The 23,008-nt window shown below is 72.7% G+C and carries 24 protein-coding genes and 1 pseudogene; 16 read left to right on the top strand and 9 right to left on the bottom strand.

Annotated elements, in window-relative coordinates; translation table 11 throughout:
* The coding region (locus AB0H81_RS03920) for an AAA family ATPase (RefSeq protein WP_358368828.1) at window positions 1–1,141 on the bottom strand (1,141 nt) is incomplete at its 3' end.
* Between the two features lie 378 nt (window positions 1,142–1,519).
* Between AB0H81_RS03920 and AB0H81_RS03915 the strand changes: the two genes are divergently transcribed.
* Window positions 1,520–2,095, top strand: a complete 576-nt coding sequence (locus AB0H81_RS03915) for a DUF2306 domain-containing protein (RefSeq protein WP_358368825.1) — start codon at window positions 1,520–1,522, stop codon at window positions 2,093–2,095.
* Between the two features lie 10 nt (window positions 2,096–2,105).
* Here the strand turns inward: AB0H81_RS03915 and AB0H81_RS03910 are convergent, their stop codons facing one another.
* On the bottom strand, window positions 2,106–2,867 hold the full coding sequence (locus tag AB0H81_RS03910; protein ID WP_358368822.1) for a TetR/AcrR family transcriptional regulator: 762 nt from the start codon (window positions 2,865–2,867) through the stop codon (window positions 2,106–2,108).
* Between the two features lie 104 nt (window positions 2,868–2,971).
* Here AB0H81_RS03910 and AB0H81_RS03905 point away from each other — a divergent pair, with 104 nt between their 5' ends.
* The 5 genes from AB0H81_RS03905 to AB0H81_RS03885 all read left to right on the top strand — a co-directional run bounded on the left by AB0H81_RS03905 (window position 2,972) and on the right by AB0H81_RS03885 (window position 7,371).
* The gene (locus tag AB0H81_RS03905; protein WP_358368819.1) at window positions 2,972–4,171 is read left to right on the top strand and encodes a DUF418 domain-containing protein; all 1,200 of its coding nucleotides are present in this window, start codon (window positions 2,972–2,974) and stop codon (window positions 4,169–4,171) included.
* Between the two features lie 145 nt (window positions 4,172–4,316).
* Window positions 4,317–5,399, top strand: coding sequence for a lytic polysaccharide monooxygenase (locus AB0H81_RS03900; RefSeq protein ID WP_358368816.1), 1,083 nt, complete (start codon window positions 4,317–4,319; stop codon window positions 5,397–5,399).
* A gap of 26 nt (window positions 5,400–5,425) precedes the next feature.
* Window positions 5,426–5,962, top strand: coding sequence for a hypothetical protein (locus AB0H81_RS03895; protein WP_358368813.1), 537 nt, complete (start codon window positions 5,426–5,428; stop codon window positions 5,960–5,962).
* 357 nt (window positions 5,963–6,319) lie between these two features.
* Entirely contained in the window at window positions 6,320–6,895 is a 576-nt protein-coding gene (locus AB0H81_RS03890) for a hemerythrin domain-containing protein (RefSeq protein WP_358368810.1), read from the top strand.
* Between the two features lie 5 nt (window positions 6,896–6,900).
* Window positions 6,901–7,371: a hypothetical protein gene (locus AB0H81_RS03885; protein WP_358368808.1), complete on the top strand. Its 471-nt coding sequence runs from the start codon at window positions 6,901–6,903 to the stop codon at window positions 7,369–7,371.
* Between the two features lie 94 nt (window positions 7,372–7,465).
* On the opposite strand, the pseudogene AB0H81_RS03880 reads toward AB0H81_RS03885, so the two are convergent.
* Window positions 7,466–7,696 (bottom strand): annotated as a pseudogene (locus AB0H81_RS03880) (sigma factor); the annotation flags it as partial.
* On the opposite strand from AB0H81_RS03880, the gene AB0H81_RS03875 reads away from it, so the two are divergent.
* The 4 genes from AB0H81_RS03875 to AB0H81_RS03860 all read left to right on the top strand — a co-directional run bounded on the left by AB0H81_RS03875 (window position 7,695) and on the right by AB0H81_RS03860 (window position 12,226).
* Complete coding sequence (locus tag AB0H81_RS03875) at window positions 7,695–8,378, top strand: sensor domain-containing protein (protein WP_358368805.1); 684 nt, start codon at window positions 7,695–7,697, stop codon at window positions 8,376–8,378. The pseudogene AB0H81_RS03880 and the gene AB0H81_RS03875 overlap by 2 nt on opposite strands.
* 219 nt (window positions 8,379–8,597) lie before the next feature.
* Window positions 8,598–9,485 (top strand): helix-turn-helix transcriptional regulator, encoded by an 888-nt coding sequence (locus tag AB0H81_RS03870; protein ID WP_358368803.1) that lies wholly within the window; start codon window positions 8,598–8,600, stop codon window positions 9,483–9,485.
* Between the two features lie 161 nt (window positions 9,486–9,646).
* Entirely contained in the window at window positions 9,647–10,756 is a 1,110-nt protein-coding gene (locus tag AB0H81_RS03865; protein WP_358368800.1) for a class I SAM-dependent methyltransferase, read from the top strand.
* A gap of 48 nt (window positions 10,757–10,804) precedes the next feature.
* Window positions 10,805–12,226 carry an aspartate aminotransferase family protein gene (locus tag AB0H81_RS03860; RefSeq protein ID WP_358368836.1) on the top strand — a complete coding sequence of 474 codons (1,422 nt, stop codon included), beginning with the start codon at window positions 10,805–10,807 and terminating at the stop codon, window positions 12,224–12,226.
* 37 nt (window positions 12,227–12,263) lie between these two features.
* Here AB0H81_RS03860 and AB0H81_RS03855 read toward each other — a convergent pair whose 3' ends face one another.
* The 4 genes from AB0H81_RS03855 to AB0H81_RS03840 all read right to left on the bottom strand — a co-directional run bounded on the left by AB0H81_RS03855 (window position 12,264) and on the right by AB0H81_RS03840 (window position 16,567).
* Window positions 12,264–13,085 carry a DUF1206 domain-containing protein gene (locus tag AB0H81_RS03855; protein ID WP_358368798.1) on the bottom strand — a complete coding sequence of 274 codons (822 nt, stop codon included), beginning with the start codon at window positions 13,083–13,085 and terminating at the stop codon, window positions 12,264–12,266.
* Between the two features lie 84 nt (window positions 13,086–13,169).
* The gene (locus AB0H81_RS03850; protein WP_358368795.1) at window positions 13,170–14,420 is read right to left on the bottom strand and encodes a hypothetical protein; all 1,251 of its coding nucleotides are present in this window, start codon (window positions 14,418–14,420) and stop codon (window positions 13,170–13,172) included.
* On the bottom strand, window positions 14,417–14,926 hold the full coding sequence (locus AB0H81_RS03845; protein WP_358368792.1) for a SigE family RNA polymerase sigma factor: 510 nt from the start codon (window positions 14,924–14,926) through the stop codon (window positions 14,417–14,419). Before AB0H81_RS03845 ends, AB0H81_RS03850 begins: the two co-directional genes overlap by 4 nt.
* A gap of 126 nt (window positions 14,927–15,052) precedes the next feature.
* The gene (locus AB0H81_RS03840; RefSeq protein ID WP_358368790.1) at window positions 15,053–16,567 is read right to left on the bottom strand and encodes a M28 family metallopeptidase; all 1,515 of its coding nucleotides are present in this window, start codon (window positions 16,565–16,567) and stop codon (window positions 15,053–15,055) included.
* A 295-nt stretch (window positions 16,568–16,862) separates the two neighbouring features.
* On the opposite strand from AB0H81_RS03840, the gene AB0H81_RS03835 reads away from it, so the two are divergent.
* A complete protein-coding gene (locus AB0H81_RS03835; protein ID WP_358368787.1) occupies window positions 16,863–17,045 on the top strand; it encodes a hypothetical protein in 183 nt (60 codons plus the stop codon).
* Window positions 17,046–17,278: 233 nt separating this feature from the next.
* Here the strand turns inward: AB0H81_RS03835 and AB0H81_RS03830 are convergent, their stop codons facing one another.
* On the bottom strand, window positions 17,279–17,506 hold the full coding sequence (locus AB0H81_RS03830) for a hypothetical protein (RefSeq protein ID WP_358368785.1): 228 nt from the start codon (window positions 17,504–17,506) through the stop codon (window positions 17,279–17,281).
* Window positions 17,507–17,643: 137 nt separating this feature from the next.
* On the opposite strand from AB0H81_RS03830, the gene AB0H81_RS03825 reads away from it, so the two are divergent.
* Both AB0H81_RS03825 and AB0H81_RS03820 read left to right on the top strand, forming a co-directional pair.
* A complete protein-coding gene (locus AB0H81_RS03825) occupies window positions 17,644–18,402 on the top strand; it encodes a sulfotransferase (protein WP_358368784.1) in 759 nt (252 codons plus the stop codon).
* An 83-nt stretch (window positions 18,403–18,485) separates the two neighbouring features.
* Window positions 18,486–18,998 (top strand): glycosyltransferase, encoded by a 513-nt coding sequence (locus AB0H81_RS03820; RefSeq protein ID WP_358368781.1) that lies wholly within the window; start codon window positions 18,486–18,488, stop codon window positions 18,996–18,998.
* On the opposite strand, the gene AB0H81_RS03815 is transcribed toward AB0H81_RS03820, so the two are convergent.
* Window positions 18,983–20,332: a cytochrome P450 gene (locus tag AB0H81_RS03815; protein ID WP_358368778.1), complete on the bottom strand. Its 1,350-nt coding sequence runs from the start codon at window positions 20,330–20,332 to the stop codon at window positions 18,983–18,985. The genes AB0H81_RS03820 and AB0H81_RS03815 overlap by 16 nt on opposite strands.
* A gap of 332 nt (window positions 20,333–20,664) precedes the next feature.
* Here AB0H81_RS03815 and AB0H81_RS03810 point away from each other — a divergent pair, with 332 nt between their 5' ends.
* The 3 genes from AB0H81_RS03810 (at window position 20,665) to AB0H81_RS03800 (ending at window position 22,912) form a co-directional block, all read left to right on the top strand.
* Window positions 20,665–21,978, top strand: coding sequence for a GAF domain-containing SpoIIE family protein phosphatase (locus AB0H81_RS03810; protein WP_358368777.1), 1,314 nt, complete (start codon window positions 20,665–20,667; stop codon window positions 21,976–21,978).
* Window positions 21,975–22,334, top strand: coding sequence for an STAS domain-containing protein (locus tag AB0H81_RS03805; RefSeq protein WP_358368774.1), 360 nt, complete (start codon window positions 21,975–21,977; stop codon window positions 22,332–22,334). The genes AB0H81_RS03810 and AB0H81_RS03805 overlap by 4 nt, the downstream gene beginning before the upstream one ends.
* Window positions 22,335–22,513: 179 nt before the next feature.
* A complete protein-coding gene (locus AB0H81_RS03800) occupies window positions 22,514–22,912 on the top strand; it encodes an STAS domain-containing protein (RefSeq protein WP_358368771.1) in 399 nt (132 codons plus the stop codon).
* Window positions 22,913–23,008 lie beyond the last annotated feature (96 nt).

The following is a 23,008-nucleotide window of genomic DNA, read 5'->3' as shown; positions in this document are numbered from 1 at the left end:
CGCCGCGCCGGCGGGCGGCGTCGGCGCTGCGCTCCAGCGCGGCGGCGATCTCCTCGTCCGGCGCGGTCGTGACCACGGCGCGGTGCCAGGTCGCCCGATCGTTCTCGCCGGCGGCTCTCAAATGCTCGGCGATGGCCAGGTGCGCGGCCCGGCGACGCTCGAAGGACGCGTCGGCGTAGACGGCGGAGCGGAGCAACGGGTGCCGGAACCGCAGGTCGAGCCCGCCGAGCCGTACCAGTCCCGACCGCTGGGCCCCGTCCAGAGCGTCCGCGGGCAGACCGAGCCGGGCGACGGCCCCCAGGACGGTGCCGGCGTCCCCGCTCTCCTCGGCGGCCGCCACCAGCAGTGCCGCGCGGCCGTCCGCCGACAGGGCGTCGACCTGGCGCAGGAATGCCGCTCGCACCTTGGCGCTCACGGGCAGGGTCCCGAGCATGGCGAGATCGGGCAGGGCGAGCTCGGGTTCGTCGAGCCGGGCCAGTTCGATCAGGGCGAGCGGGTTGCCCCCTGTCGCCGTGATGAGGGCGTCACGCTGCCGGTCGGGCAGCGTCCAGCCGTGCGCGTCGAGCAGCCGCGCCGCGTCCTCCGGCGGCAACCCGTCCACGGCCAGTTCGGTCAACCCGGCCGTGTTGACCGGCGGCGACTCGGGCTCGCGTACGGCGAGCAGCATCGCGACGGGCTCGCCGGCGAGCCGGCGGGCGGCGAACAGCAGGGCGGCGGCGGAGGCTCGGTCCAGCCACTGCACGTCGTCGACCGTGACCAGCAGCGGGCGGTCCGCGGCCACCGCCGCGAGCAGCGTCAGGACCGCCGCGGAGACCAGGTGGTCCGAGGCGGCGGAGCGGGTGAGGCCGAGAGCGCCGCGCAGCGCCTCCGCCTGGACGCCGGGCAGCGCGTCCAGGTGGTCCAGCACCGGCCGCAGCAGCCCCAGCAGCCCGCTGAACGCGTGCTCCACCTCGGACTCCACGCCGGCGCACGTGAGCACCCGCATGGGCGCGGGGGTCCCCGCGGTCTCGGCGGCGTGGCGCAGCAGCGCGCTCTTGCCGATCCCGGCCTCACCGCGCAGGACCAGCACGCCGCCACGTCCTTCTCGGGCGTCGGCGAGCAGCCGTGCGATCGCCTCCCGCTCCCTGTCCCTGCCGTACATCACGGGCGGCATCCGTCTGTCCGGCGGAGGCGTCCCGTGTGACTGCAGTCGGTTCGACTCTGGCCGGGGATCCGCGTCCCCGCGAAGCTGACCGCGATCGGCGGGCGTCGCGCGCCCGCCCCGACGTTGACGAGGAGACCTTCTGTGGCCACGACATTGACGGACTCGGGCCCGGCGCCCGGCGAGGAAGGGGCGGAGACGTCGCCTACGCGCCGCAAGGCGGGGCCGAGGCGCCGACGCCAGCTCGGCTGGATCGTTCCGTTGCTCATCGTGATGCTCGGGTTCGTGGTGTATTCCCTACCGCCGTACCTCACCTTGGACCCGGCGCAATCACGAGTAGATGTGTCCAATTCGCCATCATTTTTCTATCCCCTCCTCGTGGCGCACATCATCTTCGGCACGGTCGCCCTGCTGACGGGGTGCTTCCAGGTGTGGCCGTGGTTCCGGCGCACTCACCCCAAGGCCCATCGCCTGACGGGGCGGGCGTACTTCTTCTGCGGCGTGTTCCCGGCGGGGATCACCGTGCTCGGGGTCGCCCCGTTCGGCCACACGGGGTTCGGCGGGAACACCGGCAACACCATGCTCGGGCTGGTGTGGCTGGTCACCGGTTTCGCCGGCTGGCGGATGGCCCGGCAGCGGCGCTTCCCCGAGCACCGCAGGTGGATGATCCGCAGCTTCGCGCTGACCACGTCCATCGTGGCCAGCCGGCTGTGGGCCGGGGTGCTGCTCGCCGTCCAGCTCCCCCGGCTCGACAGCGCGTACGGCGGCGACCAGCAGGCGATGATCGTGGAGATCGGCTCCGCCGGCGTATGGCTCAGCTGGGTCGTCAACCTGCTGCTCGCGGAATGGTGGCTGGAGTACACGGACCACACCGGCAAGCCCAAGTCCCGTGGCCGCTCGCGGGGACGCGCCACCGTGAGGGCCGGCTCCGGGGAGAGGCAGGCCGCCGGCTGAGGAGCGCATCTCAGCGGCCGGAGGGCTCGATCCGCACGGCGACACCGTCCAGGATGAGCTCCAGGCCGAGCGCGAAGTCCGCGTCGGCGGCCGCCTCCTCGGACGTGGTCGGCGGCGGGGCCTGGAACAGTGCGGAGAAGAGCTGGGCCGTCTCGGGAAACCGCTCAGGGTCCACGAGCCGCACCAGCGCCCGGGCATGGTCGCGCGCGGCGTCAGCCTGCCCCTGAGTTCTCGCCCTGCCCTCGGCGAGGTCGCTGTGCTGACGCACCGACTGGAGCACGTAGCCGCCGATCACCGACAGGACACCGACCCGGTGCGCCCAGTCGAGACCCGTGCGGGACATGATCGCCAGTGCCGCCTCCGTCCACGCGATCTGGTTCGGCCCCGAGGGCGGCCCGGAGATGGGCACGCGGGTCAGCCACGGCCGCCGCCGGTACACCGCGCGCTGCGCGAACGCCCACCTGCGCAGCCCTTCGCGCCAGTCGTCGGCGTCGAGGGCCGGCGGCATCCCCACGGCGTGGTCGGTCATCAGCGTGAGCAGCTCCTCCTTCGATCCGACGTGCCTGTAGAGCGACATCCCGGTGACACCGAGGCTCTTGGCGACCTTGGGAAGGGTCACGCCGCCGAGCCCGTCGCTGTCGGCGATCTCCACCGCCGCCGCGACGACCAGGTCGACGTCCAGGGTCGCGGGCCGCCCCAGACGCGACGACTCCGACGGCTCCGGGACCCGCCACAGCCGACGCAGTACTGCCGGAACGTTCTCGCTGGTCATGGCTCCCTCACTCGCCCTGGAAGATCGGGGGACTCATCATGGCAGAGCATCATTAGTATATGCGTGATAGTTTCTCTCATAAATTAAGTCGCGGAAGGACGGACATGAGCATTCACCTCACATCGCGGACATCGAGAGGGCCGGTGCGGCGCGCCGAACGCGCCCTCGCACCGGACCTGGCCCGGGGAGCGATGCTGCTGATCATCGCGCTGGCCAACGCCGCCGGCGTCGTCTTCGCCGGCGAGCCCGGTCTCGACCCCACGCCGGACGGCGTCGACGGCGGCCTGAACTTCTTACTCTTCGAGCTCGTCCACGCCCGCGGGTACCCGGTCTTCGCCATGATGTTCGGCTACGGCCTCGTCCAGCTCGCCCGCCGCCAGGACGCCTCCGGCGCCACGCCCGAGCGGGTCCGCTCGGTGCTGATGCGCCGCAACCTCTGGCTCGTCGTCTTCGGGTTCGCGCACGCGGCGTTGCTGTACTACGGCGACTTCCTCGGCGCGTACGGGATCGTCGGCGTCGTGATGACGCTGGTGCTGCTGCGCCGCGGCGACAAGTTCCACCGGATCGCGCTGGCGCTCTGGGCCCTGGCCGCGGTAGAGGTGCTGGCCCTCGGCGCCGTCGTGGCGGGCGGCATCCTCACGGGCTCGGGCGGGTCGGCCCCGCTGCCGGCGGGCCACGTCGACTCCCTCGCCGCGCCCGGATACCTGGAGTCCATGCTGGACCGCCTCGCCGAATGGCCGACGCACACCCTGACCGTCCTGCCCTTCATCCTCATCGCCTGGCTGGGCATGTGGGCCGCCCGCCGCCGCGTCCTCGAAGAGCCGGCCCACCACCGGAGCCTGCTCGCCTGGACCGCGGTCCTCGGCCTCGGCGTCGCCATCGCCGGCGGCCTGCCGGCCGCCCTGCTCAGTGCCGGATGGCTGCACGTCGACGAGTCGGCCGCCCGGCTGATGATGCTGCTGCACGGCGGCAGCGGCATGTTCGCCGGCCCGGGGTACGCGGCCGTCTTCGGCCTGATCGTCCTGCGGATCTCCCGGCCCGGCCCCGTCGTGGGCGCACTCGCGGCCCTGGGCCGGCGCTCCCTGTCGGGATACCTGTTCCAGTCCGTGGCCTGGCTGGTCCTCCTCGCGCCCTTCGCCCTCGACCTCGGCGGCCGTTTCGGCAGCCCCACGGTGACCGGGCTGGTCGTCGCGGTGGCCGTCTGGCTCGCGACCGTCCTGGTCGCCCGCCTGCTCGAAAGGCTCCGGTACGCCGGCCCGGCCGAGACCGTCCTGCGCCGCCTCACCTACGGGCCCCGGACGTAGCAACCGTGCGGGACGGTCGCCGGCTGAAAGTTTCATCGCGCGTTGCCCGGCCGCCGGCGGCGTGTTTCAATGCGCACACACGGGTGCTGCCGGGCGGGGCGGGTCGTGGACGGGTTCCTCTTTCGCTCGAACAAGGGACTCCTCCATGAGACCGATCCGGTCGGCGGCCCTGATGGCCGCGATGGCCGTGGCGCTGCTGACGAGCCTGCTGGTGGCGTCGTCGCCGCAGCAGGCGCAGGCCCACGGCGTCACGATGTTCCCCGGCGCGCGCACGTTCCTGTGCTGGCAGGACGGTCTGCGCGAGAACGGGCAGATCATCCCCTACAACCCGGCCTGCGCGGCGGCCGTCGCGCAGAGCGGCACGACCCCGCTCTACAACTGGTTCGCGGTGCTGCGCTCCGACGGCGCCGGCCGCACGTCGGGGTTCATCCCGGACGGCCAGATCTGCAGCGGCGGCCAGGGCGGACCGTACGACTTCACCGCCTACAACGCGGTCCGCTCCGACTGGCCCCTCACCCACCTGACCTCGGGCGCGACCATTCAGGTCCGGCACAGCAACTGGGCGGCGCACCCCGGCTCGTTCGTCTACTACATCACCAAGAACGGCTGGAACCCCAACGGTCCGCTCAAGTGGTCGGACCTGGAGTCGTTCGGCAGCGCGGCCAACCCGCCCCAGTCCGGCGGGACGGGCGGGCTCAACTACTACTACTGGAACGTCCAGCTCCCGTCCGGCAAGAGCGGGCGCCACATCCTGTTCATCCACTGGATCCGCGCCGACAGCCAGGAGAACTTCTACAGCTGCTCCGACGTGGTCTTCGACGGCGGCAAGGGCGAGGTCACCGGCGTCGGCCCGAACGGCCAGTCCACCCCGACGGTGACGCCCACCGTCACCCCCACCGTGACCCCGACCGCCTCCGGCGCCTGCACCGCCACATGGCGCACCATCGCCACGCCCGGCTGGGCGGGCCACTTCCAGGCCGAGGTCACCGTCCGCAACCCCGGCTCCACCCCGCTGAACGGCTGGACGGTCAAGTGGACGTACTCCGGCGGCCAGGGCTTCGAGGGCCAGCCGTGGAACGGCCTGCTGTCCTCGCAACCGCCCGACGTGACGGTCAAGAACACGACCCACAACGCGCAGATCGCGGCGAACTCCAGCACCTCGTTCGGGTTCAACGCGACCGGCAACGCCCCCGACCCGGCGCCCGCGCTGACGTGCACGAGCCCGTAGGCGACGGCCGTCCCGGGGAGGGCGGCATGATCCTGACCCGGCGGAAGGGGGTCGTGGCGGCGGTCGCCGCGGCCCTCGTCCTGCTCGCCGGGGTGAGCGTGGTGCTGGGCGTCCACCGGGCGGCACGGCACGACCTGGAGCGGAGCCTCGCGGACCAGGTGACCGCCCTGCTCGAGAAGGCGACACCGGCCGAGCACCACGAGCACGGCCACGACTTCGGCGAGGACGCCGGCCGGGTGGTGTGCGCGGTGGAGCCGTTCGGCTTCGACCCGCCGGACGCCCGCGAGGCGTCGCAGGTGCGGTGGGTCTACGCCCGGCACATGTGCGCGATCACGGGCTCGGGGACGAACTGGGCCATGTCGGTCCGCGCCTCCGGCCCGATCGCGGTACGGCTGGGCGGCGCGCCGTGGGTCAGGGTGCCCGAGCCGGGCCCGGGCTATCCGGACCGGGTCAGGGAGATCGTCCCGGAGCGCTATCACGAGGAGGCGTTCGAGGAGTTCGCGGACGAGGGGGTGATCGAGGCGGCTCGCGAACGGTTCGAGCGGCAGCAGGCGGCTCGCTGAGCGTGGGGCGCGCCACGGCATGAAGGACGCGGCCGGCGGAAAAGGGGGAGGTCTCACGGCCGGCCGCGTCCCTGCCATCCGGGCGGGATGGTGTCATGGAACGGTCACACGGTTCGGGGGCGGCCTCACCTCCTGGACTCGGGGGAGCACTCTATGGGAGCGCTCCCAAGCAGGATTGTGCGAGCCGGCGCCCGGATGTCAACGAAAGACGGCTCCGCGCGAGGATACTTCCGGTCCCACCTGGATCTCCGCGTGAAACTTTCACGACCCCGTGGGAGCAGCTTCCGGAGTCGGTCATGACGGGCGTGGCGCGCCCCTGCCCGGGTAGACGGCCGCGTAGTCGGAAAGGAGACCGCCATGACCGACAACCCGCGCCGGCCGGAGACGATGGAGGAGACGGACGTCGTCGACCTCCTCATCGCGCAGCACGCGATGATCAGGGACATGTTCGACGAGGTCGAGCAGGCGAGCCCGCAGGAGCGAGGGCCCGCCTTCACGCGCCTGGTGCGCCTGCTGGCCGTGCACGAGACGGCCGAGGAGGAGATCGTCCACCCGTACGTCCGCAAGGCCGTCGAGGGCGGGGAGGCCGTGGTCGACGACCGGCTGGCCGAGGAGCGCGAGGCCAAGGAACTGCTCCAGCAGCTGGAGGAGGCGGGGCCCAACGCCCCCGGCTTCCTGGAGAAGCTGGCGCTGCTGCGTACCGCCGTCACCGCGCACGCGCGCAGCGAGGAGCGGTACGAGTTCGCCAAGTTGCGCACCGCGACCGGGCCGGCCGAGCGCCGCGCGATGGCCGCCGGGCTCAAGGCCGCCGAGGCGATCGCCCCCACCCACCCGCATCCCGGCGTGGAGTCGGCCACCAAGAACCTTTTGGTCGGCACGCCCATCGCGATCATGGACCGCGTCCGCGACGTCATCCGCCAGGCGATGAGATGACCGGCGTGACGGACGCCCCTGGTACGCGGCTCGCGGGCACGAGCGGTCCGGCGCGCGGGGATCTGCTCGGCGCGGGCGGTCCCGGCACGAGGGCGGCCGCGGCTCCCGACCGGGGGACGAGGGCCCTGGTCCGGGCGCACGGCCTGTTCAACGTGGTGGGCGGGCTGTGGCCGCTGCTCCACATGCGCAGCTTCGAGCGGGTCTTCGGCCCCAAGACCGACCGCTGGCTGGTCCGTACGGTGGCCGGGCTGCTGGTCGGAGTGGGCTGGACACAGCTCCACGGCGCCTCGACCGTGGCGGGCGCCGAGCAGGCGCGGCGCGTCGGCCGGGCCACGGCCGCCACGCTGCTGGCCGTCGACCTGGTGTACGTGCCGCTGGGGCGCATCTCGCCCGCGTACCTGCTGGACGCGGCGGCGGAGACCTGCTGGCTGCTCGCCTGGCTGCGCCGCCCCCGCCCGGACCCGCGCCGCGCCTGACAGCCGCGTCGACTCGATCGACCACCTGATCGGTCGGTGCCGCCACCGCCGGGTCGGCTCCGGTGCGCGCCATAGCGGCCCAGCGCCTGGTCTCGGATCGTTGATGCATGCGGAGCAGATTGGTCGCGATGCCCAGCAGCCACGGCAACGCGCCGGCGGGACACCGGCTGGAGGTGAAGCGATCGCGCTGTTTGAACGCGGCCAGGAAGGTTTCGGACATCAGGTCGTCGGCGTCCCCTCGGCCGGGGGTAGGGCTGTCCCTACCCCCGGCTGACCTGCCGGCGGCATCGTCGCGCGCCGTCCGTCTCCGTAGCGTTCTCACCATGACGACCCTCCGGCGCCGCATCGCCACCGACACCCGCTACACGTTCATGGGCCTCCCGGCCACGCTCGCCTCCTTCGGCCTGGTGGTGACCGGTGTCGCGGCCGGGCTCGGCAGCGCGGTCGCCGTCGTCGGGCTTCCCGTGCTCGCCGCCACCGCCGTTCTCGCGCGCAACTTCGCGGAGAGCGAGCGGGAGTCGCTCGCCGATGTCCTGCGCCGGCCGGTCGGGCGGCCGGTGTACGCCCGGCCGCCGGCGGGTGCGGGCCGGTGGCGGCGGACGCTGAACCCGCTGGCGAGCCCCCAGGCATGGATGGACCTGCTGCACGCCGTCGTGGCGTTCCCGTTCGCCCTGGTCGCGTTCGTCATCACCACCGTCTGGTGGGCGGGCGCGGTCGCCGGGCTGACGTTCCCGCTGTACGGCTGGATCATCGCGGGGATCCCCGACGTGGACGGCGGGCTGCCGGCGTTCCTCGGCCTGGGCACCGGCGCGACGGCGTTCGTGATGTTCAACACGGCCGCGGGCGCGCTGTTCGCGCTGACGCTCGCGCCCGCCGTACGGGTGGCCGCGCTGCTCAGGGCGGTGCCCGCGCAGCTCCTGCTGACCCGCCCGGTCGTGGAGAGCCCGTACGACCTCCACGCGTACGGCGTCACGCACCCGGCGTACCGCGCCGCCGCGCAGCTCTGAGCCGTCGGCGCCCGTGGCGGAGAGCCACTCGGGACAAATCAGGACGGGACCCAATGAAAGGGGCCGGCCGCTGCGGATTCCCTCCCGGTCAGCGGCGGCCGGCCCCCTCCCCCCTCCACGTCAAAGCTTGCCGCTTGCCGCGTTGACCTGGAAGGATGCGTCGTTCCGAGGAACGGTTTTCCCCGGTGAAAGCTCCGTATAGGTGCCATAATCCCGGTGATGCGACCACCGGACGGGAGCCCGAGAGGGCCGCTGGGCGACTTCCTGAGCGCCCGGCGCTCCCTGATCACCGCGGCGGACGTGGGCCTGCCCGAGACCGGCTACCCGCGACGTGTGCCCGGTCTGCGCCGGGAAGAGGTGGCCCAGCTCGCCGGCATCAGCATCGACTACTACACGCGCCTTGAGCAGGGCCGGGTCCGCACCGCCTCCCGGCCGGTGCTGCACGCCATCGGCCGCGCCCTGATGCTCAACGACGACCAGCAGCGCCACCTCATCCAGCTCGCGCACCCCGACGAGGCCGAACGCCGCGGCGGCTCGACCCCTCGGGTGAGCCCGCAGGTGGAGCGCCTGCTGGCCAACCTCGCCGACACCCCCGCCCTGGTGCTGAGCCGCTACTTCGACGTCCTCGCCTGGAACCGGCTGGCCGCCGCGCTGCTCGGCGACCTGGCCGCGATGGAGCCCCGGCGCCGCAACTACGTGCGGATGACGTTCCTCGACCCGCACGTCCGCTCGATGCTCGTGGACTGGCGCGAGCGCGCGCAGGAGGCCGTGTCGGCGCTGAGGCTGGCGGCCGGCGTGGCGTGCGACGAGCCCCGGCTGCGGGAGCTGGTGAGCGAGCTGTCCGTACGCGACCAGGACTTCCGCACCTGGTGGGCCCAGCACCTGGTGACCATGCGCACCTCGGGGAGCAGCCGCCTCGACCACCCGGTGGCGGGCCGGTTCAGCGTCGACTGGCAGGTCCTCACCAGCGTGGACGAGGGCGACCAGATGATCGTGCTCATGAGCGCCCCGGCCGGCGGCCCCGACCAGGCCGCCATCCGGAAGCTGGACGCCTGGGCCGAGGCGCGCGGCCTCACCCACGGCGCCGCCGCGCCTCCGCTCGCCTGACCACAGCCCTCCGCCCCGCCGTTCGCCTGACCGGGCGCGCCTCGCCGGGCACCACACCGGACGCAGAGGCATCGGGGACCCCGTCTTGACCCGGGCAGGGGCGTAGCCGTTCACAGACGAGGGCAAATCCCCGGCATTCCACTCTTTTTCGAGGTGTTGCCATGGTTTCCGCGCGGCGGCTGATCAGCCGGATCGTCTACGGTTCCCGCTACGACCGTGTCTCCTGGGGCCAGCGCGTCTACGTGCGCCCCGGCGAGCGGCTGGCCCGCGAGGCGCAGTGGCGCTGGCGGCTGCGGCGCGCGCCCGTGATCCCGCTCGCGGACTACGCGGCCCGCACGCCGCTCGGCGCGATCGAGGAGTTCGTGAGCTGCCTGATGTGCGGGCAGTCGCGCCAGCAGCCGCTGTTCGAGCCGGCCAACGGCGACGGGTGGAGCTACCGGGTCGTCCGCTGCCCGTCGTGCGGCTTCCTGTACCGCAACCCCAACGTGCGGCCCGAGCACCTCGGCGACCTGTACGCCACCGGCTACAGCGGCTTCCTGACCGGCACGTACGCGGCCAACCGGCAGCGCCGCTACCGGCTGACGATGGACGCGTTCGCACCCGTGTTCAGCGACGGGCGGGACCGGCGGCTGCTCGACTTCGGCTGCGGCGCCGGGCTGTTCCTCGAACTGGCCGAGCAGCGGGGCTTCGAGGCGTACGGGGTGGACCTGTCGCCCGACTCCGTGGAGCAGGCCAACGCGCGGCTGACCCGGGCACGGGCCTACTTCGGGGCGCCGGAGGACGTGCCGGAGATCGCCGAGGGCGGCTTCGACGTGATCACGCTGTGGTCGGTGCTCGCCCACCTGCCGCGCCCACTGTCGGACTTCTCGCGGTTCAGGCAGTTGCTGGCGCCGGGCGGCGTGCTGCTCGTGCTGACCGTCAACGCCCGCTCGCTGCTGCTCAAGGCGTACGGCCCGAAGTGGAGCGGCTTCACCAAGAACCACCTGATGTTCTACTCGCCCGAGACGCTGCGCACGCTGCTGGGCCGTACCGGCTTCGCGGGGGTCTCCTACGCCCCGCACTACGGCGACGCGGTGGAGGCCGGCACGGACCGGCTGCCGGAGCCGCTGCGCCGGCGGCTGCGCCGCACGGTCGAGGCGACCGACGGCGGCAACATGATGCGCGCGCTGGCCTTCGCCGACGAGGAGGCGATCGCCCGCTGGGGCGGCGACCGGCGGATCCATCGGCTCCGCACGCGGTGCGACGCACGCCCCGTCCCGGCCGCTGATTGACCGTTTCGTACGAACAGATCTACATTCGGCCGCGTGAACCTGCCCGCCATGGGGAGCACGGCCGAGGAGTTGCTGGCCGAGGTCGCCCGCCTGAAGGAGCACGACCTGCCCGTACGCGGCGGCCAGGTCACCGCGTACGTCTACGACACCGGCCGCCCCGAGGTCCACGAGGCGGCGACCCGCGCGTACGTCGAGATGCTGGAGGTCAACTGCCTCGACCCGACCGCCTTCCCCAGCGTGGTGGAGATGGAGCGGCAGGTCGTGGGCGCGGTCGCGGACCTGCTCGGCGGCGGCCACGGCGTCTTCACCAGCGGCGGCACCGAGTCGATCATGCTGGCGGTGAAGGCGGCCCGCGACCTGGCCGGCCGGGAGCGGCCGGAGATGGTCGTGCCGGTCACCGCCCATCCGGCCTTCCACAAGGCGGCCCACTACCTGGGCGTGCGCGTGCGTCCGGTGCCGGTGGACCTGGGCACGTACCGGGCGCGGGCGGCCGACGTCGAGGCGGCGATCACGGCCGACACGGTGCTCGTCGTGGCCTCGGCCCCCTCCTATCCCCAGGGGGTCGTCGACCCGGTCGAGGAGATCGCCGCCGTGGCCGCCGCCGCGGGCGTCCCGTGCCACGTGGACGCGTGCGTGGGCGGGTGGCTGCTGCCGTGGCTGCGCGAGGCGGGGGCGCGCGTGCCGCCCTTCGACCTGTCGGTGCCGGGCGTGACGTCGCTCTCCTGCGACCTGCACAAGTTCGGCTACGCCCCCAAGGGCGCCTCGGTGGTGCTGTTCGCCGACCCGGCGATGCGTCGCAAGGCGTACTTCGCCTCGGCGGCCTGGCCCGGCTACACCGTCATCAACGCCACCGTGCAGAGCTCCCGCTCCGCCGGGCCGCTGGCCGGCGCCTGGGCCACGCTGCGCGCGCTCGGCCGCGAGGGCTACCTGGAGCTGGGCCGGGCCACGCTGGAGGCGGCGGCGGCGCTGCGCGAGGGCGTCGCCCGCGTCCCGGGGCTGCGCGTGCTCGGCGAGCCTGAGTCGTCACTCGTCTCCTTCACCGCCGCCGGCGGCCCGGTGGACAGCGCGGTGGACGTGTTCGTGCTGGCCGACGAGGCGCGGGCGCGCGGCTGGTTCCTGCAGCCCCAGCTCTCGTACGCGGGAATCCCGGCGAACCTGCACGTCACCGTGACCGGGGTGACGCGGGCCGGGGTGGAGGCGATGCTCAAGGTGATCGCCGAGTCGGCGGAGGCGGCCCGGTCGCGCGGCCCCGTCGCGCTGCCCGAGGGGCTGGTGGAGCTGGTCGCCGGGCTCGACCTGGAGGCGCTGGACGACCCGACGTTCGCCGAGCTGGCCGCCTCCGTGGGCGTGGACCTGCGGCCGGGGCGGGGTCAGCCGGAGATGGCCGTGGTGAACACCGTCCTCGACGCCCTCCCGGCGGCTCAACGGGAGGCCGTGCTGGTCAGGTTCCTCTCGGTTCTCTACGGCTGACCCCGGCCCGGCCGCGGGCCCGCGGATCAGGCGCGGATCAGGTGCGGCGCCAGCGCGACTCGCCGAAGCAGTAGCCGGCGAACAGCAGCAGCCCGAGGGCCACCACCACGAGCAGCCACGGCCCGACCGGGGTGTCGGCGAAGGCCCGCAGGGTGGCGTCGATGCCGCCCGCCTTGTCCGGGTCGTAGGTGATCGCCGCCTGCACCACGAAGACGCCCGCGAGGGCGGCGATGGCGCCGCGCGCCAGGTAGCCGGCGGTGCCGAGGCGGTCCATGACCTTGCGCGCCCTCGGCGACATGCGGCCCTGGTCCAGCTCCTCGCGGAACTTCTTCTTCCACCCCTGGTAGATCCAGTAGACGCCGAGCCCGATGAGGCCGAGCCCGATCAGGCCGACGATGAACTGACCGCCCGGCAGGTCGAGCAGCTTGGCGGTCACGTCCTGCGACTTCTTGTCGTCCGAGCCGGACTTCCCGGACAGCAGCAGGGTCAGCAGGGAGCCGACGATCAGCGTGTACACGGTGGCGCGGAAGGCCGCCTCGACGCGGTCCTTGGTGATCCGCAGCCCGCCGAACAGGGCCTCGGACGCCTGCCAGACGGCGAGCGCGGCGAAGCCGACGACCATCACCCACAGCAGCACGGAGCCGAACGGCAGGCTCGCGATCTCGGTCATCGCGCCGCCCTTGTCGGCCTGCTTGTCCCCGCTGCCGAGGGCGATCTGCACCGCCAGCACCCCGATGAGCGCGTACAACACACCCCGGCAGGCCAGGCCCACCCTGGCCAGCCGGTCGAGCATCGGATGGTCGGCCGCCCGCCGCGCCATCGTGCGGGCCTGCCGCCCGGCGTTCTCCACAGTCGTCACCGGAACCTCCTCAAATCGCCCGAAGACGACCTTCCAGGTGCCCGAGAACGCGGCGTCCAAGCCTCTGTGGGGTGTGTACGCAGGTCAGCGCGGGGTCAGGACAGCGCCCCAGGCCGCCACGTCCTCGCTTCTGCCGATGGCGGCGAGCTGGGTGGTCCGGCTGCCGTCCACGCTGACGAGCACGAGCCTGTAGTCCGAGTCGTCGTCGCACTCCTGGGCGCAGCCCAGCGCGACCACGCTGTGGTCGTCGGCCCAGGCGAGAAGCTTGATCACCTTCTGGCGGCCGGCGACCGAACCCGACCGCGCGTCGCTGATCTCCGTGGACCGCGCGAGCTGCCGGGGACCGATGACCAGCCTCCCGCTGGGGGACAGGGCGTTCGCGCCGGTGTCCGGGATGTACCGGTCGGCGGGCGGGTCATGACGCTTGCCGTCCACGGTGTAGAAGAGGCGGTCCGGGTTGACGATGGAGGTGCGGCCCCAGATCAGTGAGCCGTCCAGACTCCAGCCGAGGTCCTGGCGGCGGTTGCCGTTGCCGGGGCCGCTGCCCGCCGGGGCGTCCAAGGTGTCGGGCAGCGCGGGCAGCGCGTGGTACTCCTTCTCGCCGGTGGTCACGTCGATGACGTAGTAGCCCGTCCGGGTGCCGTTCGTGTTCGGGTCGTCCATGATCGTGTGGTCGACAGGCTGCTCGTCGGGATAGCCGGAGTACGTAGTGACGAGGAGCTTGGTGCCGTCCGGCGACCAGACGACCGAGCCGGCGTCGTGGTCCAGGCCGATGACCGACCGGACCTCGCGGGTCGCCATGTCCAGGATCACGATCTGCCTGCCCAGCAGGTCGCCCTGGATCGCGGCGGCCGTCCGGAGCCCCGGGGCAACGTCCACCCAGGCCCAGTCGGTCTTCTCGTAGCCGTCGTTCCTTGTGTCGTACAGCCACCATGTCCGCCGGTAGCGCTCCAGCTTCTCGGACAGCTTCTCCGTGGTGGTGGTCCAGTAGGCGGAGACCGCGACGTTCCCGGCCGCGATGAGCGTGCGCGGCGGCCGGTTCTGGGTGTCCGTGCGGATGTCCGTCGGCGCGGGCGACGGCCGCTCCGGGAGCGTCAGGCCCGTCGCGGGCCGTACGGTGGCCCCGCGGTCCTCCACACCCGCCCCCGGGACGACCAGGGCGACCGTCACCCCCGCGGCCAGCGCGAGCGCGCCCGCGACCAGCGCCCACGACCGGCCGCGCCCCCGCGGCGCCCGCGTCGGGCGCCGGACGCCGAGCGCCCGGTCGGCCAGGTCGTGCGGCACCCGAACCTCGCCGGCCCACTCCTCCAGGGTGTCGCGCAGCAGTCGGGTCATCGGGCGGCCTCCAGTTCCTCGGCGAGTTCGGGAGCGATCTCGCGCAGCCGGGCGAGGGATCGGTGGGTGGTGCTGCGCACTGTTCCGACGGAGCAGCCGAGCTCCCGGGCGACCTGGTGGTCGGGCAGGTCCTCGAAGTACCGGAGCACGATCATGGTGCGCTGCCGAGGAGTGAGCCGGGCCAGCGCGGCGCGCAGCACCATGCGCAGCTCGCTCTGGTGGGTGCGGTCCGCGCCGGGCAGCTCCGGCGGCGCGGCCTGGACGACCTCGCCGCGCCGGACCGCCGTGCGCCACCAGCTGATGTGCTGGCGGTACATGATCTGCCTGGCGTACGCCTCGGGCGCGTCGACGCGCCCCCACCGGGACGCCAGCTTCGCCAGCGCGCTCTGCACCAGGTCCTCGGCCGCGTGCTGGTCACCGCTGGTGATCAGATAGCCGAGGCGCATCAGCGCGGGCGAGCGGGCGGAAACGAACTCGCGGAAACCTCGCTCGTCTGCGGGGTCCACGATCACCTCCAAGAGATGTGGATGTCATCCCATCAGACGCCGCGCCGCGCCTCCCGCTATGCGTCCGATCCCGGCCCATGCGAAAGGGCGGCCGCCTCACGGCGACCGCCCTCGGGACGGACGGGGTCAGCTCGCGGTGCGCAGGGCGACCCGGGACGCGCCCGTGGTAGCGGCCCGCTCCGGGATCGACCTCAGGTTGAAGGCGAACCGGGCGGTCGAGTCGGCGATCGCGTCGACGTTCACGTCGAGCGCGGTCGCGTTGATGTTGGCCGTGGTGTCGCACGCCTGGTGGTAGCAGGCGTCGTAGGGGGCCCCGGCCGTGCCGCCGAACACGGCGGCCTCCTGGGCCGTCTTGATGCCCTCGGCCCCGGTGAAGATGCCGCCGGACGGGATGCCGACCGTGATGAACGGCCCGTAGTCGGACCGGCCGTCGAAGTCGGTGCCCACGTGCCCCAGACCTCGGGCGTCGTAGAACGCCTCGAGCTGCTTCTCGATCTGGGCGGACCCGGGCGGGCCCGCCGGGGAGCCGGTGGCGTCGGAGTCGTCGCCGTCGTACAACTTGTAGGCGTAGTTGGGCGAGGCCACCATGTCGAAGTTCAGGTACAGCCGGATCCGGTCGCGCTGCGCGTCGGTCAGGCTCTCCACGTACTGGTCGGAGCCGAGCAGGCCGATCTCCTCCGCCGCCCAGAACCCGAAGCGGACCTTGTTGCGCACCGGGTAGTGCGCCATCCGCAGGGCGGTCTCCAGGATGGTGGCGGTGCCGGAGCCGTTGTCGTTGATGCCCGGCCCGGCCGTCACGCTGTCGAGGTGGGCGCCGACCATGACCACGTTCCGCGGGTCGCCGAGGCGCGTCTCGGCGATGACGTTGTGGTCGGTGCCGAGGTTGAGCGTGGCGTCCACCTTGAGGTGGACGGTCGCGCCGGGAGTGGAGGCCAGCTCGTTGCCGACCGCGAAGTCGGCGAAGACCATGGGCACCCCGGCCCGCCACTCGCCGATGTTCAGCGGGAACGCGTCGGTGCGGCCGGGCTGGCCCTCGTTGAACACGATGATGCCGGACGCCCCGGCGAACCCGGCGTTGCGGATCTTCGTGGCGAACGCGCACGTGCCCCGCTGGATCAGCGCGATCCGGCCGGCCACGAACCCATTGAAGTCGGACGCCTCGCAGCCGCTGGTGGAGGTGGGTGTGGGGGTCGGCGGCAGCGTCAGGTCCACGCCCTGGACCTGCGCGGTGACGTCGCCGGCGGGCGACGGCTCGAAGGTGTGGAAGTCCTCGTTCGGGGCGTACGTCTTCTGGCTCGGCGCGGTCAGCTCCAGCGTCGGCGGGCTGTTCTCGGTCCAGCTCTCGACGAAGTTGATGGGGTTGAGCGTGACCTTGTAGCCGGCCTTGCGCAGCTTGCCCGCCACGTAGTCGCGCGAGGCGGCGTAGCCGGGCGTGCCCGCGGCGCGGGTACCGCTGTTGGCGTCGGCGATGCCCTGGAGCGCGGCCAGGTGCTTCTGCACGTTCGCCCCCGTGACCTCCTTCATCAGCAGTCTGGCGAAGGAGTCGTCGAGCCCTCTGGCCTGCGCCGGGCTGGAGACGGCCAGGGGCAGGGCGAGGGCCGCGACGACAGCGGTGACCCCTTTGATGATGGATACGCGCATATGGCTCCTCCACAGCGAAAAAGGCGGCATGATCCCCCGATGCCGCCTTATTGGAAGGTAGCGCCGCTTGTGATGCGCGCCTAGAGCCCAATTGTCCGGCGGCTGTCACCGTGGACCTCGATGCCGCAAACAGGTGAATGACCGGATTTCGCGAAAGGGGAAAGCCGTAACCGGGCGCCGGGAGGCGCCTGCGGGACGTTCGCCGACATGAGCGCGCCCGTCGGGGGCAGGGACCCGATGTCCGCCGCCCGCCGGCCCGCGGCCGCGGGTGGAGCATCCGATCGCAGGAGGAGCCATGTCGCAGCCCGACGAGCGGCCGCTCGCCGACCGGCGGGAGAACCCCGAGGAGTTCGACGACGCGGACTTCGCCGAGGAGTTCGACCCGTCGCCCACGGACCCGGCCAACCAGCCGGAGCAGGACCCGCACCGCGAGGTCTACGGCGAGGCCGAAGGCTACGACCGGCCCACCGAGGCCTGAGCCGCGCCGGCCGCCGAGGTCCCATGGGCCTTCCCCTCGCTCCGCGAACACGCGCCGAATGAACGGGATCAACCGGCGAGATCATCAGAACGGGAAAAGCGCGGAAAGTCCACTCGCACACGCCGCCATGAGGACCTGCTGAATCACGCATGAATGTCGGCGAATCACGCGGGGAAAGGGCCGGTTCCGGCAGGGCCCCGCCGCCCGACCGGAACCGGCACGCCCGAACGGCGCTAGTGGCCGTGGTGCGCGGCGTGCTGGTGAGGCTTGGCCTCCACCCACACCCGGGTCGCGTCGGCGCGGTCGCGCAGCTCCGTCAGCAGCGCGGCGAGGCCGGCGTGGTCCATGTAGGCGCTCTCCCCGATGGCCGAGGCGTGCTTGGCCACCTGGTCGGACAGTGCGCGGATCTCGCTCAGGGAGTCGAGGACGTCACGGCTTTCCTGTGGGTTCAGATCGCACATGACTCGAACGTAAGGGCGCCGTCGCGGACCGTACATAAGCGCGATCGCGCCAAAGACCTTCCCCTGAGAAGCCGGTAGCGCCCCTGACGAGGGCATTGACAGGGAATTACCAGGAACGCCGGATAGCCTCCAACGGCATGACCTGGCAGCGAAAGCTCAACGACGCGCTCGGGAGGTACACCGGCGTCCGGTTCGAACGCGTCACCCCCACGCGTCCGGGCGACTCGCCCGGCGGACCCGCCGGCCCGGTGGAGAGCCCTCCTCGGCCGCCCGCCGACCCCGCGCACGACCGGCTGCTGAGCGCGCCCGTGTTCATCCTGTCCCCCGTACGGTCCGGCTCCACGCTGCTGCGCGCGATGCTCGACGCGCACCCCGAGCTGCACGCGCCGCACGAGCTGCACGTGCGGCGGCTGAGCGTCGGCTTCGGGACCTCGCTCGCGCGCAGGGCGATGGAGGAGCTCGGCCACAACCAGGCCGACCTGGAGCACCTGCTGTGGGACCGGGTGCTGCACCGGGAGCTCACCCGGAGCGGCAAGCGGTACGTCGTGGACAAGACCCCCGCCAACGCCTTCGCCTACCAGCGGATCGCCACCTGCTGGCCGGACGCCCGCTTCGTCTTCCTGCTGCGCCATCCCGCCTCCATCGCGGCGTCCTGGCACGAGGCGGGCGCGGGCAGGCGCACCCCGGAGGAGGCCGCGGCCGACGCGCTGCGCTACATGAAGGCGGTCCACCGGGCGCGCAAGGCGCTCGACGGCCTGACCGTCCGCTACGAGGAACTGACCGCCGACCCCGAGCGGGTGACCAGGGAGATCTGCGCGTTCCTGGACGTGCCCTGGGCGCCCGAGATGCTCGCGTACGGCACGCCCGGCGTGATCCGGAAGGGGCTCGGCGACTAGCAGGAGAAGATCCGCTCGGGCGCCGTCCAGCCGGGGCGTGACCTGCCGGCCCCCGAGGAGGTCCCCGGCCTGCTGAAACCCATGTGCCGCGATTCGGGCGGGCGGCGAGGCGGCACCCGGAGTGGCGGCTGCGGATCTTCGGCTCCGGGCCGAAGAAGGAGCGGCTCGCCGAGCTCATCGACGGCGAGGGCCTGACCGGCCGGGTCAGGCTGATGGGGCGGACCAGCCGCATGGACGAGGAACTGGCCGGCGCCTCGATCTACGCGCTGTCCTCCCGCTTCGAAGGGCTGCCGATGGTGATGATCGAGGCCATGGGGCACGCCCTGCCCGTCGCGGCCTTCGACTGCCCGACCGGGCCGGGCGACGTGGTCACGCCCGAGGTGGACGGGCTGCTCGTGCCGCCGCAGGACGTCGACGCGCTGGCCGCGGCGCTCGACCGGCTCATGGGCGACCGGGAGCTGCGGCTGCGGATCGGCGCGCGCGCCGCCCGCACGGCCCGCGGCTACGCGCCGGAGGCGGTCATGCCGATGTGGGAGGACCTGTTCATCGAGCTGCTGGCGGGCGAGCCGATCGACGACACCTACTGGACCCGCTGACCCGTCCCGTCCGGTTCGGCGGGTATCACGCGGTCGATGACGAAGCCGCTGGCGGGCAGGGCGGGCGCGCGCCACCGCGGGATGCTGAGGTCCTGCGGCGGGACGCCGTACGACATCCAGCGGGTGAGCGCGGTCACCGCGACCTTCATCAGGTCGACGGTGAGCCACTCGCCCGGGCACCGGTGGCCGCGGTAGTGGTCGCCGCCGCCCTGCGGCACGAGGTCGAAGGCGCCGCCGTCCCAGGTGGCGAACCGCTCGGGCCGGAACTCCTCCGGCCGCTCCCACACCCGGGGGTCGTGGTCGATGCCGTGCAGGTCGAGCAGGACGCGCCGGCCCTTCGGGAAGCGGTGGCCGTTCCACTCGAACGGCTCGGCCACCTTCGCGGCGACCATCGGGAAGAACGGGTAGAACCTCCGCACCTCCTGCACGAAGTGCTCCAGGTAGGCGTCGTCGCCGGACTGGATCCGCTCGCGGCAGTGGGGGTTCGCGTGCAGGGCGAGCGCGGCGAAGGCGACGAACCGGCCGACGGCCACGATCGGCCGCAGCACGTTCAGCACCTCCACGGCGGCGACGCGCGGGGTGAGCGGCGCGCCGTCCGCGTCGCGGTGCAGCGCGACGGCTTCCAGCGCGGTGCCCGCGAACCGCTCGGGCCGCTCACGCACCCGCTTCACCAGCTCGGCGACGCCCTTCTCGGCCTGGATCCGGGCCGTGCGGCCGCGCAGGTAGCGCGGGCCGACGGCGGCGGGCGCCTCGATCATCGCGAGGAGCCGCGCGGTCGCGTGCGGGATGCTCCGGCGGTCGAGCCGCACGCCCGTCCACGCGCACGCCACCTCGCACAGCAGCTCGCTGACCTCCTCGAACAGGTTGACGCTCGGCATCCGGCTCCAGCGGCCGATCCGCTCCCGCCACGCCGCCTCGGCCAGCTCGCGCATCCGCTCCCGCGCCTGCGGCGTCATGAGCGACATGAACATCGCTTTGCGGACGCCGTGCGCCTCGCCGTCCAGCGACTGCACCCCGCCCCGGCCGAACAGCGTCAGCAGCAGCCGGCGCGGCGCCGCCCCGTGGCGGACGAGCCGGCGCTCGCCGTAGAAGACTCTGGCCGCCTCAGGCCCGGTCATGCACGTGGTCGGCCGCAGGAGCAGCCGCGTGTCGAAGACGTCCGTGCCGAGCTCCCTGGCCCGCTCGGAGATGAAGGTGTACGGGCTGAGCCGGAAGGCGGGAGTGTTGTCCACCCCCAGGACGGGCGGCGCGGACATCTCGGCGCCGCCCCTGGGGCACCGCGTGGCTGCCGGCTCCCGCTCGCCCTGGCGTGAAGGCGATTCCAGAGTGGTCATGGCCTGGCCTCTTTCCCAGGCCAGGCCACGGAAACCTCTCCGGTCACTCCCGCCCGGGTGGCCGAGCGGTAGACGATCGCCTGGCCCTTTGCGTCCCAGCTGATCGGTGACCTCGCCCTCGCACGCAGGCTCGGAGGCGACCGGCTTCCCGCGCTTCGCGCCGAGTTCGACGGGGTCACACCTGTACTCCGCCGAATCCGCGATCCGTCTTCACGCCTGATCTTTTGGGAACAATGGGAGTATTGGGGGTTTTGGAGTGAACCCGACGGGAGCAGCGAGGCTTGACAAGTAAACTTCGTGCGTCCTCGAAAGAGAAACGGTGACGCGAGCACATGACGGCAACGCTGATCGACCCCGGCGTCGAGGCCGCGCGGCTGGAAGCCCTACGCCGGTACGACGTCCTCGACACCCCGCCCGAGGGGGCGTTCGACCGGGTCGTCGCGCTCGCGGCCCGCGCCTTCGGCGCACCGATCGCGTCCGTGACGTTCGTCGAGGAGGACCGCGTCTGGGTCAAGGCCCACACGGGGCTGGCGAAGGTCCACGAAGACCTCGGTCGTGACCCCGGCCTGTGCGCGTCCGCGATCCTCGAGTCGGGGCCGTACGTGGTGGCCGACACGCTCGCCCACCCGCAGGCGTGCGACCACCCGCTGGTCCGGGGCGAGCCCGGCGTGCGGTTCTACGCCGCCGCGCCGATCGTCACGGCCGACGGCCACTGCCTGGGCACCGTCAACGTCATGGACGTCGAGCCGCGCGAGGTGGCCGAGGCCGGGCTGCACACCCTGACCGACCTGGCCGCCCTGGTGGCCGGTCAACTGGAGACGCGGCTGTCCGCCCGCGCCGCCGTCACGCTCGAACGCCGGCTGCGCCAGCAGGCCGAGGCCGAACGTGGCCGGCTGGAGCTGCTCACCTCCACGCTGCGCAAGGTGCTGCTCCCCCCGTCCCCGCCGAAGGTCCCGGGGCTGGACATCTCCACGCACTACCACGTGGCCTCCGCCGACCAGGTGGGCGGCGACTTCTTCGACGTGTTCCGTCTCGACGAGGAGCACTGGGCGTTCTTCCTCGGCGACGTGTGCGGCAAGGGCGCCGACGCGGCCGTCGTGACCGCCCTGGCCCGGCACACCCTGCGCGCCGCCGCCGTCTACGCGGTCGACCCGAAGGCCGTGCTGGCCAACCTCAACATGGTGCTCATGGACGAGTTCCTGGGCGCCGACCCGTGCTACTGCACGGTCCTGTACGGAGTGCTCACGCCGTCCGACGAGGGCGTGCACGTCAGCGTCGCGGGGGGCGGGCATCCCCCGGCGCTGGTCGTCCGCGCCGGGGGCGACGTCGAGGCCCTCCGCACCGACGGCGGCATGCTCGTCGGCCTGCTGCAGGAGGCACGCTTCGCCGTCGCCGAGACGACGCTGCGCCCCGGCGACGGCATGCTGCTCTACACCGACGGCCTCACCGAAGCCCGCACGCCCGCCGGCCACATGTACGGTGAGGACCGCCTGCGAAACCTGGCCGCCACACTGGCCGGACAACCCGCCCAGGCGGTGGTGACGCGGTTGGAGGAGACTCTGTCCGCGTTCGGGCCCGGATTGACCGACGACACGGCCATCCTGTCCATGACCGTTCCTCCGATCGTGAAAAGGCACTCACGGTGACCACACCAGTTCACCTGAAGCAGATCTCGGCCGACCCGGCCACGGGCGCGTGCGTCCTGGCCCTGGCCGGCGAGCTCGACTACATCACCGCGGCCCAGCTACGGGCCGACATGGAGAGCACCCTCCAGCCCGAGCACCGTCACCTCGTGCTGGACCTCAGCGGGCTGGAGTTCTGCGACTCCACCGGCATCCGTCTCTTCCTGGTCTTCCGCAAGCTCATCCTGGAACGCGGCGGGTCGATCGCGCTGGCCGGGCTGACCAGCCGGCTCGAACGTGTCTTCCACATGACCGGGCTGTCCCAGGCGTTCGACCTCTATCCCGACGCCGATCAGGCCCGAGCGGCCATCACGGCCTGACCCCCGGCCCGGCCGGAGCGACCAGGGGACGGCACGGAGAATTCGCGGGCGCCCGCAGGCGCGCCGCGATATTCGTGATGCGAATGCCGGGTCTCCGGGCCGTTCGCCGGAGGGCCGAAAGGATATCGTTCGCTCATGGCGACCTGCGCCGTACGACCCCACGGCCGGCTGGAGCCCTGATGTCCCGATTGACGTTCGCCTGCCGGCACCTGCCCGGAGCCACCGTGATAGCCGTGGGCGGCGAGATCGACTCGGCCGACGCCGCCCGGCTGGAGTCGTTCGTCGCCGAGTCACGCCGCCGGCCCGGCGAGCATCTCGTGTTCGACCTGACCGAGGTGCGGTTCATGGACAGCGCGGGGCTGCGCACCCTGCTCAACGCCTACCTGTACGCGGAGGCGCATGGCGGGAGCGTGCGGCTGGCGGCGCTGCAGCCCATGCCGGCCCGCCTGGTCGAGATCACCCGCGTCGACGAGCACATGCCGGTCCACGCGACGGTTCAGGAGGCGCTCACCGCCGTCCTCAGCTCACCCGAACCCCCGCGCCGCCCGGCCAGCGGCAAGAACACCGGCGTCGCCTGACCCTCCACCAGCTCAGCGCAGGCCGGGACTGACGCCCTCGAGGCCGAGCCGACTGTCCGCCGCCTGACGCCGAACCGCCCGGCGCGCCACTGCGCG

The organism is Nonomuraea sp. NPDC050691, from assembly GCF_040654455.1.
Classification (GTDB): domain Bacteria; phylum Actinomycetota; class Actinomycetes; order Streptosporangiales; family Streptosporangiaceae; genus Nonomuraea.
The sequence above is the reverse complement of the archived record's forward strand: the minus strand, read 5'-3'. Positions and strand labels throughout refer to the sequence as shown.

Excerpts from the sequence above, each read along its gene's own strand:
- AB0H81_RS03910 (WP_358368822.1), bottom strand. The coding sequence starts at position 2,867 with ATGACCAGCGAGAACGTTCCGGCAGTACTGCGTCGGCTGTGGCGGGTC.
- AB0H81_RS03905 (WP_358368819.1), top strand. The coding sequence starts at position 2,972 with ATGAGCATTCACCTCACATCGCGGACATCGAGAGGGCCGGTGCGGCGC.
- AB0H81_RS03900 (WP_358368816.1), top strand. The coding sequence starts at position 4,317 with ATGAGACCGATCCGGTCGGCGGCCCTGATGGCCGCGATGGCCGTGGCG.
- AB0H81_RS03895 (WP_358368813.1), top strand. The coding sequence starts at position 5,426 with ATGATCCTGACCCGGCGGAAGGGGGTCGTGGCGGCGGTCGCCGCGGCC.
- AB0H81_RS03890 (WP_358368810.1), top strand. The coding sequence starts at position 6,320 with ATGACCGACAACCCGCGCCGGCCGGAGACGATGGAGGAGACGGACGTC.
- AB0H81_RS03875 (WP_358368805.1), top strand. The coding sequence starts at position 7,695 with ATGACGACCCTCCGGCGCCGCATCGCCACCGACACCCGCTACACGTTC.
- AB0H81_RS03870 (WP_358368803.1), top strand. The coding sequence starts at position 8,598 with ATGCGACCACCGGACGGGAGCCCGAGAGGGCCGCTGGGCGACTTCCTG.
- AB0H81_RS03865 (WP_358368800.1), top strand. The coding sequence starts at position 9,647 with ATGGTTTCCGCGCGGCGGCTGATCAGCCGGATCGTCTACGGTTCCCGC.
- AB0H81_RS03860 (WP_358368836.1), top strand. The coding sequence starts at position 10,805 with ATGGGGAGCACGGCCGAGGAGTTGCTGGCCGAGGTCGCCCGCCTGAAG.
- AB0H81_RS03850 (WP_358368795.1), bottom strand. The coding sequence starts at position 14,420 with ATGACCCGACTGCTGCGCGACACCCTGGAGGAGTGGGCCGGCGAGGTT.
- AB0H81_RS03840 (WP_358368790.1), bottom strand. The coding sequence starts at position 16,567 with ATGCGCGTATCCATCATCAAAGGGGTCACCGCTGTCGTCGCGGCCCTC.
- AB0H81_RS03835 (WP_358368787.1), top strand. The coding sequence starts at position 16,863 with ATGTCGCAGCCCGACGAGCGGCCGCTCGCCGACCGGCGGGAGAACCCC.
- AB0H81_RS03830 (WP_358368785.1), bottom strand. The coding sequence starts at position 17,506 with ATGTGCGATCTGAACCCACAGGAAAGCCGTGACGTCCTCGACTCCCTG.
- AB0H81_RS03825 (WP_358368784.1), top strand. The coding sequence starts at position 17,644 with ATGACCTGGCAGCGAAAGCTCAACGACGCGCTCGGGAGGTACACCGGC.
- AB0H81_RS03815 (WP_358368778.1), bottom strand. The coding sequence starts at position 20,332 with ATGACCACTCTGGAATCGCCTTCACGCCAGGGCGAGCGGGAGCCGGCA.
- AB0H81_RS03810 (WP_358368777.1), top strand. The coding sequence starts at position 20,665 with ATGACGGCAACGCTGATCGACCCCGGCGTCGAGGCCGCGCGGCTGGAA.
- AB0H81_RS03800 (WP_358368771.1), top strand. The coding sequence starts at position 22,514 with ATGTCCCGATTGACGTTCGCCTGCCGGCACCTGCCCGGAGCCACCGTG.